Consider the following 11425-nt stretch of genomic DNA (forward strand, 5'->3'; position numbering starts at 1 on the left):
AAGAAAGTGGCGGAGCACTTTTCGTTGAACCCCCGCTTGTGCCAAAAGACCGGCGTGAGGGAATACACCATGACCACCACCCCGATCTTCCTGGACGTCGACGGGACGAGCATCGCCGTCAGGCATGCGGCAGGTGCCGAGCCCGGCATCGTCTGGCTCGGCGGCTACAAATCCGACATGCTGGGCACCAAGGCCGAAACGCTGTCGGAATGGGCGCGCAAAGAAGGTCGCGCCTTTCTGCGCCACGATTATTCCGGCCACGGCGAATCGGGTGGCGCCTTTGCCGACGGCACCATCTCGAAATGGCTGGGCGAGAGCCTGGCGGCTTTCCGCCGCTTCACCCAGGGCAGGCAGATCCTGGTCGGCTCCTCGATGGGCGCCTGGATCGCGCTGCGCATGGTGCAGGAATTGCGCAAGGCGGGCGAAAACAGCATCGCAGGTCTTGTGCTGCTGGCCCCGGCGCCCGATTTCACCGCTGAACTGATCGAGCCGGTGCTGACCGGAGCGCAAAAGCGCGACCTCAGGAAAAAGGGCTTTTTCGAGGAGCCGTCGGACTATTCAGCCGAGCCTTACATCTACACGCGCGCGCTGATCGAGGACGGCCGCAACAACCGGGTGATGACCGGGCCGATCGACACGCACTGTCCGGTCCACATCCTGCAAGGCCTTGCCGATCCCGACGTGCCGTCGAGCCATGCGTTGAAGCTGGTCAGCCTGCTGCCGGCCGACGACGTCACGCTGTCGCTCATTCCCGACGGCGACCACCGCCTGTCGCGGCCGCAGGATCTCGACATGCTGGTGCGGGCGGTGGACGCCATGGTGCGGCAGGCGGGATAGATTCAGCCGTTGCGGAACGCATAAGCATATCCGTTGATGGCCGGAGCGCCGCCAAGGTGGGCGTAGAGCACTTTCGATCCCTTGGGAAAATAACCCTTGCTCACGAGATCGATCATGCCCTGCATGGATTTTCCCTCATAGACCGGATCCGTGATCATGCCTTCAAGACGCGCGCAGAGACGGATTGCTTCCTTCGTCTCCTGCGAGGGGACGCCGTAGACCGGATAGGCATAATCTTCGATCAGGACGACATCGTTCTCATCGAGCTCCTTGCCGAGTTCGACCAGCGTCGCGGTGCTCTGCGCGATCTTGAGCACTTGCGCCTTGGTCTGCGCCGGGGTGCAGGATGCGTCGATGCCGATCACCTTGCGCTCGCGGCCGTCCTTGGCGAAGCCGACCAGCATGCCGGCGTGAGTCGAACCGGTGACGGTACAAACGACGATGTAGTCGAAGGCAAAGCCGAGCTCCTTCTCCTGCGCGCGGACCTCCTCGGCAAAGCCGACATAGCCCAGGCCGCCATATTTGTGTACCGAAGCCCCGGCCGGAATTGGATAGGGTTTGCCACCCTTGGCCTTCACATCCGCGATTGCCTGTTCCCAGCTTTCCCTAATCCCGATGTCGAAACCCTCATCGACCATCTGGACATCAGCGCCCATGATCCGGCTCAAAAGGATATTGCCGACGCGATCGTAGACGGCGTCCTCGTGGGGCACCCAGCTTTCCTGCACGAGGCGGCACTTCATGCCGATCTTCGCCGCGACGGCCGCCACCATGCGCGTATGGTTGGATTGGACGCCGCCGATCGACACCAGTGTGTCGGCGTTTGAGGCGATCGCGTCCGGGACGATATATTCGAGCTTGCGCAGTTTATTGCCACCGAAGGCAAGGCCGGAATTGCAATCCTCCCGCTTGGCATAGAGATCGACCTTCCCGCCGAGATGACCACCAAGCCGCTCCAGTTTCTCGATATGGGTCGGCCCGAATGTGAGCGGATAACGTTCGAATTTCTCGAGCATGAGAGTGCCCTCGCTTGTTCCATTCATTGCGGTGTGGTGCGATGAACACTATCAGCTCTGCCTTGAAATGTGCTCTCAAAGATCGAGCCCAGAATATCCAAAATATCGCTTCATGGCATTGAAATGTCATATATATTCGATTCTTAATCCGAATAACGGAAGAATCTTTCATGCGCGCAGCGCTCGACCGGATCGACCTGAAAATGTTGCGCCTGCTCCAGGGCAATGGGCGACTGACCAATGCGGAGCTGGCGCAGTCGGTCGCTGTTAGCCCGGCGACGTGCCACCGCCGGACGCAACGCCTGTTCGATGAAGGCTACATCAGCCATGTCAGGTCGATGGTGACCCCGCAGAAGGTCGACAGAGGCGCGTTGGTGATGGTTGGCGTCGTACTCGACCGTTCGACCCCGGAGAGTTTCGCGGAATTCGAAAAGGCCGTCGCCAAGCTGAAATTCATCCTCGACTGCCATCTGGTGGCAGGCGACTTCGATTATTTTCTGAAGATCAGGGTTGGTGACATGGCGGATTTCAACCGAATCCACGGGGACCAATTGATCGCACTGCCTGGCGTTCGCCAGACCAGAACCTTCTTCGTGATGAAAGAGGTCGTCGACAATGCGCCTCTGGATTTTTGAACGGACGGCTTCGAAGCGTCAAACCATTGCACTCAGCCAGCAGACGCGATCGGCGCTGGATTTTCACTACAGAACCGTCGGCGGCATTGCCCCCTTACGGGGCCTGACTGCTCTTTTCCTCGAAATGCTCAAAAAGCGATAATCATTTCAGCCGCTTGTCCGGTTTTGGCGGTCGCTGTCTTGAATCGCCGTTTTCTCCATCCCATTTCGATTTCACGCAGCCGGATTTGGCTGTCTCCAACTGAAGGATTGGGAGAAATGAACACATCTGCATTGATCCGTCCGGCCTGGACGCCGGCGACCATCGCGTTGATGGTGATCGGGTTCATGGTGTTCTGGCCGCTCGGCTTCGCCATGCTCGCCTACATCATCTGGGGCGACCGGCTCGAGGGCTTCAAGCGTGACGTCAATCGCGCCACAGACGGCATCTTCGCCGGCTGCCGCCGCGGGTCCGACAAGGCCGCGCGCTGGGGCCATGGCTCCGCCCGCACCGGCAACGTCGCTTTCGACGACTGGCGCGAAAAGGAACTCGAGCGGCTTGCCGAGGAACGCCGCAAGCTCGACGAGATGCTGAGCGAGTTCGACGAATATGCCCGCGAATTGCGCCGCGCCAAGGACCAGGAAGAGTTCGACCGCTTCATGGCCAACCGCAACAAGTCGACGTCGCCCACGACCGGTGGGTCAACCGGCTCGACGACGAACAACAAACGCGGCGGTAATTCCACGCCAGGCCTGCTCGACGAGTAAAGGTCCTTGCCCCGATAAATAATTCAAAAACGGCGTCGCGTCAGCGGCGCCGTTTCTTTTTTGTTCTATTCGTTTCCCTCGAATCGCGTATCGTCCCGGCATGTCATTCGGCTTCTTCCGCACCCCGGCGAAACCCAAGCCCACGCCCGTCGTGGAGCGCGAGCATTGCGTTGCCGGCCGCACGCTGCCGCTCAAGATCGTCGAGAACGACCGGGCGCGGCGCCTGACGCTGCGCATCGACTCCGGCGGCCGCGGCCTGCGCATCACCGTGCCGCCGGGGCTGCGCCGCGGCGAGGTGGAAAAATTCCTCGACCGCCATCAGGACTGGCTGGTGCAAAGGCTGGCCAAGGTACCCAACCGGCCACAGGTGCGGCCCGGCATCAAGGTACCGGTGCGCGGTGTGCCGCATCGCATCGTCCATGAACCGTCGAAACGCGGAACCGTCACGCTGTCGCGCGACGAGCGCGGACCGCTGATGATCGTGCATGGCGAACGCGTGCATCTGCCGCGCCGCATCGCCGATTTCCTGAAGCGCGAAGCCAAGCGCGAGATCGAGGCGCTGGTGACGAAGCACAGCGCGGCGATTGGCAAGCGGGCCAAGGCGATCCGCTTCAAGGATACGTCGAGCCGCTGGGGGTCCTGCACGTCGGACGGCAATCTGTCGTTTTCCTGGCGCATCATGATGGCGCCGCGGCCGGTGATAAACTACCTCGTCGCGCATGAGGTGGCGCACCTCAAGGAGATGAACCACGGCCCGAAATTCTGGAAATTATGCGAGCAGCTTTGCCCGGACACCGAGCGCTGCAAGGACTGGCTCAAGCGCAATGGCGGCGCGCTGCAGGCGATCGCGTTCGAGTGATTGATGCCTGCGCGGATGGAATACCGGCTGATTGGAGCGGGCTGGGCGATGTGCGATGTCACGGTTGGGGACCTTCAGGCGACCGTGGCGGCGTCTTATCTGGGCGATGCCCTCAACGAGTTGCTTGGCGCCACGCTGAACGCGCTGAAAGGCACCAGGTATTCGGTCGCACGCTTCTGTGATGAGCCCGGTGAGTATCGCTTCGTCCTGGTGCCAGAAGGCGCTTTTGTCAGAGTGCAGATACTGGAATTTTCAGAAATCTGGTCTGACGAGCCAGACGACTTCGGCGAGGTGAAACTTGAAGCCACATGCGGGTTGCGAGAGTTCGCAGAAGCAGTTCTCAGTGCCGCGCGTGAGGTTTTGAACACACATGGCCTCAAGGTTACAAGGAAAACTGGCGCAAACATGACTTTCCGTTGGAGGCCATGAACAACCTAAGTTGCGCGTTGAGAGGAGGAACACTCCATTGACAGAGTGCGCTTTTGATCAGGGCTTAATTGCTCAATCGTCATTGGCCGCGTTCAACTCCTCCGGCCGCAGCCCCTCGTCGGCGTGGCGCGGCCAGGGCAGGAAATCCTTCTCAAAGCCATCGTTGCTGAAATAAGCCAGCGCCCGGTGCGCCTCGGCGCCGTTGAAGGCGGCCTTGTCCATCAAATGAGCGATGACCTCATGGGCCTGCGCCAGCTTTTGCCTGAGTTCCGCGACGGTCTTTTCCGGCATGATCTTTGTTCTCCCGCCTTTGTGCCTGAGCAAGGCAGCGCGTTGCGTTCTTAGATTAGCAAGGTAGCGCGTTGCGCTCTTACATTAGCAAGGTAGCGCGTTCCGCGCTGGCGGCAAACAGGATGCTTTTTCTCGACTCTTTGGCCGTTTCGTGCCAATCCCGCGCCATGGCGCTCGACATCAAGATATGCGGGTTGAAGACCGACAAGGCACTGGCCGCGGCATTGGCCGGCGGCGCCAGCCATGTCGGCTTCATTTTCTTTGCCAAAAGCCCGCGCTATGTCGAGCCGGCGGAAGCTGGCCGCCTGCGCGAAGCGGCGCGCGGCAGGGCCAAGGCGGTTGCGGTGACGGTCGACGCCGGCGACGCGTTTCTGGATGAGATCGTCGAAAAAATGCAGCCCGACATGCTGCAGCTTCACGGCGCCGAAACCCCTGAGCGGGTGGCCGAGGTGAAGGCGCGCTACGGCTTGCCGGTGATGAAGGCGCTGCCGGTCAGCGAGGCTGCCGATCTCGAGCAGGTAAAACCCTTCGTCGGCATTGCCGACCGCTTTCTGTTCGATGCCAAGCCGCCTAGGAATTCGGAATTGCCGGGCGGCAACGGTCTTGCCTTCGACTGGCGCATTCTTGCCGGCCTTGACGCCGGCGTCGATTACATGCTTTCCGGTGGGCTCAATGCTGGAAATATCGGCGACGCCGTTCGGCTCGTGAACCCGCCCGGAATAGATATTTCTTCGGGCGTGGAAAGCGCGCCGGGCGTCAAGGAACCGGCGCTGATCGAACAATTTTTCCGGGCCGTCGGGGCAGCACGCGACAACCGCGCCGCCTGACCACGCTTCAAACCGCAGACCAGGAGATCGGCGATGGATAAGCCGGCGATACCGAATTCCTTCCGCACCGGCCCCGACGAGCAGGGCATGTTCGGCATTTTTGGCGGTCGTTTCGTTGCCGAAACGCTGATGCCGCTGATCCTCGAGCTGGAGCGGCACTGGAACGAGGTCAAGAACGACCCGGATTTCAAGGCCGAGCTGACCGATCTCTCGACGCATTACGCCGGGCGGCCTTCGAAGCTCTATTTCGCCGAAGGCCTTACCCGGCATCTTCGCGGGGTTTCCGCGGCTAAGGGCCTCGGGGGCGGCGCAAAAGTCTATTTCAAGCGCGAGGACCTGAACCACACTGGCTCGCACAAGATCAACAACTGCCTCGGCCAGATCCTGCTCGCCAAGCGCATGGGCAAGACGCGGATCATCGCCGAGACCGGCGCCGGCCAGCATGGCGTCGCGTCCGCTACAGTGGCGGCGCGCTTCGGGCTTCCTTGTATCGTCTATATGGGTGCAACCGATGTCGCCCGGCAAAGCCCCAACGTCTTTCGCATGAAGCTTCTGGGCGCCGAGGTGCGGCCGGTGACCGCCGGCCACGGCACGCTGAAGGACGCCATGAACGAGGCGCTGCGCGATTGGGTGACCAATGTCGAGGATACCTATTACCTGATCGGCACCGCCGCCGGCCCGCACCCCTATCCGGAGCTGGTGCGCGACTTCCAGTCGGTGATCGGCACCGAGGCGCGTGCCCAGATCCTCGAGCAGGAAGGCCGGCTGCCGGACACCATCATCGCTTGTGTCGGCGGCGGCTCGAACGCCATCGGCCTGTTCCATCCCTTCCTGGATGACAGGCAGGTGCGCATCATCGGCGTCGAAGCCGGCGGCCGCGGGCTCGACGGCATCGAGCATTGCGCCTCGATGAGTGCCGGCGCGCCCGGCGTGCTGCATGGCAACCGCACCTACCTCCTGCAGAACGCCGACGGCCAGATCATGGACGGCCACTCGATCTCGGCCGGCCTCGACTATCCCGGCGTCGGGCCGGAGCACTCATGGCTGCGCGATTCCGGCCGCGTCGACTATGTGCCGATCCTCGACGACGAGGCGCTGGAGGCGTTCCAGCTGACGACACGCGTCGAGGGCATCATTCCGGCGCTGGAATCGGCCCATGCCATCGCGCAGGCGGTGAAGATCGTGCCTGATATGGACAAGGACCAGATCGTCATCGTCAACCTGTCCGGCCGTGGCGACAAGGACGTGCACACAGTGGCCAATATGCTGGGCATGGAGATCTGATCATGGCCACTCGCATCGACCGCCGCATGGCAAAGCTGAAGGCCGAAGGTCGACCGGCACTCGTCACCTATTTCATGGGCGGCGACCCGGACTACGACACCTCCCTGTCGATCATGAAGGCGCTGCCCGGCGCCGGCAGCGACATCATCGAGCTCGGCATGCCGTTTTCCGATCCAATGGCCGACGGCCCGGCGATCCAGGCGGCCGGCCTGCGGGCGCTGAAGGGCGGCCAGACACTGGTCAAAACGCTGAAGATGGCCTCGGAATTCCGCGCCGGCGACAGTGAAACCCCGATCGTCTTGATGGGCTATTACAATCCGATCTACATCTACGGCGTCGAGCGCTTCCTGAGCGATGCGCTGGCCAGCGGTATAGACGGGCTGATCGTCGTCGACCTGCCGCCTGAGATGGACGAGGAGCTTTGCATCCCGGCACTCAAGGCCGGCATCAATTTCATCCGGCTGGCGACGCCGACCACCGACGACAAGCGCCTGCCCAAGGTGCTGCAGAACACGTCGGGTTTCGTCTACTACGTCTCGATGACCGGCATTACCGGTTCGGCGCTGGCCGACACCGGCAAGGTGGCGGCAGCGGTCAAGCGCATCAAGAGCCATACCGACCTGCCGGTCTGCGTCGGCTTCGGCGTCAAGACCGCCGAGCAGGCGCGCACCATCGGCGCGTCGGCCGACGGCGTCGTTGTCGGCACCGCGATTGTCAATGCCGTCGCCAACGTGCTCGGGCCGAAGGGCGAAAAGACCGCCGATCCGGCCGAGGCCGTCGCCACGCTGGTCAGCGGGCTTTCGCAAGGGGTTCGCGCGGCTCGCCTTGCTGCCGCCGAATAATCTTCCTACGTCTTCTTAAGGGACAGGAGCCGAAGCGATGAACTGGATCACCAATTACGTCCGTCCGAAGATCAATTCGATGCTCGGCCGCCGCACCGACATGCCGGAAAACCTGTGGATCAAGGATCCCGAGACCGGTGAAATGGTGTTCCATAAGGATCTGGAGCAGAACCAGTTCGTCATTCCGTCCTCCGGCCATCATATGAAGATATCGGCAAAGGAACGGCTGAAATTCTTCCTCGACGACGGCAAATACGAGACGCTGGAAAACCCCAAGGTCGTTCAGGATCCACTCAAGTTCCGCGACGAAAAGCGCTACATTGACCGGCTGAAGGATGCCAAGGCCAAGACCGGCATGGAAGATGCCATCATCAATGCGCTGGGCACGGTCGAGGGCCTGCCGGTGGTGGTGACGGTGCAGGATTTTGCCTTCATGGGCGGCTCGCTCGGCATGGCGGCCGGCGACGCCATCGTGCATGGTTTCGAGGTCGCCTTGCAGCGCAAGCGGCCGCTGATCCTGTTTGCGGCCTCCGGCGGCGCCCGCATGCAGGAAGGCATCCTGTCGCTCATGCAGCTGCCGCGGACCACGATTGGCGTCGACAGGCTGAAGGAGGCCGGCCTTCCCTACATCGTCGTCCTGACCAACCCGACAACCGGCGGCGTCACCGCCTCCTACGCCATGCTGGGCGACGTGCACATTGCCGAGCCCGGGGCGCTGATCGGCTTTGCCGGACCGCGCGTCATCGAGCAGACCATCCGCGAAAAGCTGCCCGACGGCTTCCAGCGCGCCGAATATCTGATGGAACACGGCATGGTCGACATGGTGGTGTCGCGGCTGGAGATGCGCCAGACGGTTGCGCGGCTGCTGAGAATGCTGCTCAAGCTGCCGGAAGAGCAAAACCCGCGGGAGCCGGAAATCCTGCCGCCGGTGGCGATACCGGCCGAAGCCCGGCCGCAAGCCTGACGCGACATCACGCGGCGCGAGCGGCTGTTGTGTGCCGTTGTGCGCGCGCGTAGGATTCCTTCATGACCACGCTTGCCGCCGACCGCGAAATCGAAAGCCTGATGGCGCTTCACCCGAAGGGCTTCGACCTTTCGCTCGACCGCATTTCGCGGCTGCTCGAGCGCCTCGGCAATCCGCAAGACCAGTTGCCGCCGGTCATCCACATCGCCGGCACCAACGGCAAGGGCTCCTGTGCTGCTTTTTCACGGGCGCTGCTCGAAGCCGCCGGCTACCGCGTCCACGTCCACACCTCGCCACATCTGGTGAACTGGCACGAGCGCTACCGGCTGGCCGCAGATGGCGGCGGCAGGCTGGTGGACGACAAGGTCTTCGCCGAAGCCATCGCCCGCGTCGCCAAAGCCAATCAAGGCCAGAAGATCACCGTCTTCGAAATCCTCACCGCCGTCACCTTCCTGCTGTTTTCCGAACATCCGGCCGATGCCGTCATCCTCGAGGTTGGCCTTGGCGGCCGCTTCGACGCCACCAATGTCATCGCCGAACCGGCCGTGTCGGTGATCATGCCGGTGTCGCTCGACCACGAAGCCTATCTCGGCGACCGCGTCGAGCTGATCGCCGCCGAAAAGGCCGGCATCATCAAGCGCGGATGCCCGGTCGTCATCGGCGCGCAGGAAAGCGAGACGGCCCAGCAGGTGCTCATCGAAACCGCCGAGCGGCTCGACTGCCCCGCCTTCGTCTATGGCCAGGATTTCCTTGCCTATGAGGAAAACGGCCGCATGGTCTATCAGGACGAAGACGGATTGATGGACCTGCCGCCGCCGCGCCTGCCGGGGCGCCATCAATTCGCCAATGCGGCGGCGGCGATCGCGGCGGTCAAGGCGGCGGGCTTCGAGATCAGCCACCGCGCTGCCGAGAAGGCGATGGCGAATGTTGCCTGGCCGGGCCGCATGCAAAAGCTGCCGCAAGGACGGCTGAGCGAACTGGCGCCGAAGGGCGCCGACATCTGGCTCGACGGCGGCCATAATCCCGGCGCCGGCGTGGTCGTCGCTGAGGCCCTGGCCGAGCAGGAGGAAAAGAACCCGCGGCCGCTGTTCCTGATCTCGGGCATGATCAACACCAAGGACCAAAGCGGCTATTTCCGCGCCTTCAAAGGGCTGGTGCGGCACGTCTACACCGTGCCGGTGAGCCTGAGCGACGCCGGCGTACCGAACGACGAACTGGCGACCCGCGCCATCGAGGCAGGCTTGTCGGCCGAACCGGTTAGTTCCGTTGCAAACGCACTGATGCTGCTGCGCGACACATGGGACGGACCGCCGCCGCGCATCCTGATTGGCGGGTCACTTTACCTGGCCGGCGCGGTATTGGCCGAAAACGGCACGCCGCCGGTTTGAGGCGTGCTTCAGCCGGCCACGGTGACGCCACACTTATCAGACCACCGCGAGGAGCCAATCATGATCAAGGTAAAGCAGCTCGCTCACGTTTGCATTTTCGCGAATGACCTGGAGATGACGCGAAGCTTCTATCGGAACGTCCTCGGCATGGACACCCAGTTCAATTTCCTGCGCGACGGCAAGATTTTCGGCTTCTACCTCAATTGCGGCAGCCGCAGCCATGTCGAGGTGTTCCAGAAAGACGGCGCGAGCTATAGCGACTGGAACCAGATCAACCACTTCTGCCTCGAAGTGGAAAACATCGATGCCGCGATCGCCCATCTGAGGTCAAAGGGCGTTGATGTCACTTCAAAGAAACGCGCGTGCGATGACACCTACCAGGCTTGGATCCGCGACCCCAACGGCGTGAAGATCGAACTGTTTGAATATACTGAGAAAAGCGCACAATTCGTCGGCGGCGATCGTATCGCGGATTGGTGATCGCGCCTCGCCGGACAATTGTGGCGGCGCAGCCGATGCGTTGGTGGACTACTTCAGCTCGACCTCGATGAAGGCGAATTCGCCATCGTTTGCGCTGATGACGTCATGTTCGACGCCCTCGTTGCGGAAATACGGCGAGCCCTTCTTCATCTCGGCAAAGGATTCCCCATCCTTGGTCAGGAGCTTCACCTTGCCGTCGGTCAACGGCACGATCACATAGTCGTGGCCATGGCGATGCCAGCCGGTGTTGTCTCCCGGGGCGAAGCGGTATTCGGTGACGATGACGCGCTCATTGTCGATGAAGACGGTGGCCTTGGCGGATCCGGTCATATCGCTTCTCCTTTGAATTCAGAAGAGAAGAATACCGGGCGGCAAGCCGCGAGTGCCAGAGCGGCCCACCAATGACGCCAGCAAAAGAAGGCCCGGCGCGAGGCCGGGCTTTTCTGCAAAATTTTGATCGGATCAGGCGAGGCTGCCGTTGATCCAGTGCGACAATGCCGTTTTCGGCGCAGCACCGACCTTCATGTCGGCGACTTCACCGCCCTTGAAAATCATCAGCGTCGGGATCGAGCGTACGCCGAACTGCGCGGCCAGCTCAGGATTCTCGTCGATGTTGAGCTTGGCGATCTTTATCTTACTGCCGAGTTCGATGGCGATGTCCTCGAGCGCCGGGGCGATCATCTTGCACGGGCCGCACCATTCCGCCCAGAAATCGACCACGACCGGCTCCTTGGCGTTGAGCACGTCGGCCTGGAAATTGCTCTTGTCGACCTTGACGGTGGCCATGCTGAGATCCTTTCGATTTGTTCGTCGCACCAAATGTGGT

15 protein-coding genes are annotated in these 11425 nt (G+C 61.9%); 11 read left to right on the forward strand and 4 right to left on the reverse strand.

All coding sequences use genetic code 11. The annotated features are described in order from the left end of the window. Positions 1-69: 69 nt before the first annotated feature. Positions 70-837, forward strand: a complete 768-nt coding sequence (locus NKI59_RS00670; RefSeq protein WP_352701712.1) for an alpha/beta hydrolase — start codon at positions 70-72, stop codon at positions 835-837. A gap of 2 nt (positions 838-839) precedes the next feature. Here NKI59_RS00670 and NKI59_RS00675 read toward each other — a convergent pair whose 3' ends face one another. Further along, on the reverse strand, positions 840-1853 hold the full coding sequence (locus NKI59_RS00675; RefSeq protein ID WP_023677571.1) for a 1-aminocyclopropane-1-carboxylate deaminase: 1014 nt from the start codon (positions 1851-1853) through the stop codon (positions 840-842). A 170-nt stretch (positions 1854-2023) separates the two neighbouring features. On the opposite strand from NKI59_RS00675, the gene NKI59_RS00680 reads away from it, so the two are divergent. The 4 genes from NKI59_RS00680 to NKI59_RS00695 all read left to right on the forward strand — a co-directional run bounded on the left by NKI59_RS00680 (position 2024) and on the right by NKI59_RS00695 (position 4523). After that, complete coding sequence (locus NKI59_RS00680) at positions 2024-2488, forward strand: Lrp/AsnC ligand binding domain-containing protein (protein WP_023677570.1); 465 nt, start codon at positions 2024-2026, stop codon at positions 2486-2488. 258 nt (positions 2489-2746) lie between these two features. Next, the gene (locus tag NKI59_RS00685) at positions 2747-3235 is read left to right on the forward strand and encodes a DUF2852 domain-containing protein (protein ID WP_023677569.1); all 489 of its coding nucleotides are present in this window, start codon (positions 2747-2749) and stop codon (positions 3233-3235) included. Between the two features lie 100 nt (positions 3236-3335). Further along, a complete protein-coding gene (locus NKI59_RS00690; RefSeq protein WP_352701714.1) occupies positions 3336-4094 on the forward strand; it encodes a M48 family metallopeptidase in 759 nt (252 codons plus the stop codon). Positions 4095-4097: 3 nt separating this feature from the next. Beyond that, positions 4098-4523, forward strand: a complete 426-nt coding sequence (locus NKI59_RS00695; protein ID WP_352701717.1) for a hypothetical protein — start codon at positions 4098-4100, stop codon at positions 4521-4523. 72 nt (positions 4524-4595) lie between these two features. Here NKI59_RS00695 and NKI59_RS00700 read toward each other — a convergent pair whose 3' ends face one another. Then, positions 4596-4814, reverse strand: coding sequence for a hypothetical protein (locus NKI59_RS00700; RefSeq protein WP_023677566.1), 219 nt, complete (start codon positions 4812-4814; stop codon positions 4596-4598). Positions 4815-4981: 167 nt separating this feature from the next. On the opposite strand from NKI59_RS00700, the gene NKI59_RS00705 reads away from it, so the two are divergent. The 6 genes from NKI59_RS00705 (at position 4982) to NKI59_RS00730 (ending at position 10599) form a co-directional block, all read left to right on the forward strand. After that, entirely contained in the window at positions 4982-5641 is a 660-nt protein-coding gene (locus NKI59_RS00705) for a phosphoribosylanthranilate isomerase (protein WP_023677565.1), read from the forward strand. A 33-nt stretch (positions 5642-5674) separates the two neighbouring features. After that, positions 5675-6925 (forward strand): tryptophan synthase subunit beta, encoded by a 1251-nt coding sequence (trpB, locus tag NKI59_RS00710; protein ID WP_352576311.1) that lies wholly within the window; start codon positions 5675-5677, stop codon positions 6923-6925. A gap of 2 nt (positions 6926-6927) precedes the next feature. After that, complete coding sequence (gene trpA / locus NKI59_RS00715; protein WP_023677563.1) at positions 6928-7767, forward strand: tryptophan synthase subunit alpha; 840 nt, start codon at positions 6928-6930, stop codon at positions 7765-7767. Between the two features lie 37 nt (positions 7768-7804). After that, positions 7805-8731: an acetyl-CoA carboxylase, carboxyltransferase subunit beta gene (accD, locus tag NKI59_RS00720; protein WP_023677562.1), complete on the forward strand. Its 927-nt coding sequence runs from the start codon at positions 7805-7807 to the stop codon at positions 8729-8731. Positions 8732-8793: 62 nt separating this feature from the next. After that, the gene (locus NKI59_RS00725; protein WP_352472565.1) at positions 8794-10119 is read left to right on the forward strand and encodes a bifunctional folylpolyglutamate synthase/dihydrofolate synthase; all 1326 of its coding nucleotides are present in this window, start codon (positions 8794-8796) and stop codon (positions 10117-10119) included. A gap of 60 nt (positions 10120-10179) precedes the next feature. Further along, positions 10180-10599, forward strand: coding sequence for a VOC family protein (locus NKI59_RS00730; protein WP_352701719.1), 420 nt, complete (start codon positions 10180-10182; stop codon positions 10597-10599). A gap of 48 nt (positions 10600-10647) precedes the next feature. Here the strand turns inward: NKI59_RS00730 and NKI59_RS00735 are convergent, their stop codons facing one another. Together NKI59_RS00735 and trxA are read right to left on the reverse strand one after the other, a co-directional pair. After that, a complete protein-coding gene (locus NKI59_RS00735) occupies positions 10648-10929 on the reverse strand; it encodes a cupin domain-containing protein (RefSeq protein WP_254815949.1) in 282 nt (93 codons plus the stop codon). A 132-nt stretch (positions 10930-11061) separates the two neighbouring features. Beyond that, complete coding sequence (gene trxA / locus NKI59_RS00740) at positions 11062-11385, reverse strand: thioredoxin (protein WP_023677558.1); 324 nt, start codon at positions 11383-11385, stop codon at positions 11062-11064. Positions 11386-11425: the final 40 nt, after the last annotated feature.

This window comes from Mesorhizobium sp. M0598 (assembly GCF_040320865.1).
GTDB lineage: Bacteria > Pseudomonadota > Alphaproteobacteria > Rhizobiales > Rhizobiaceae > Mesorhizobium.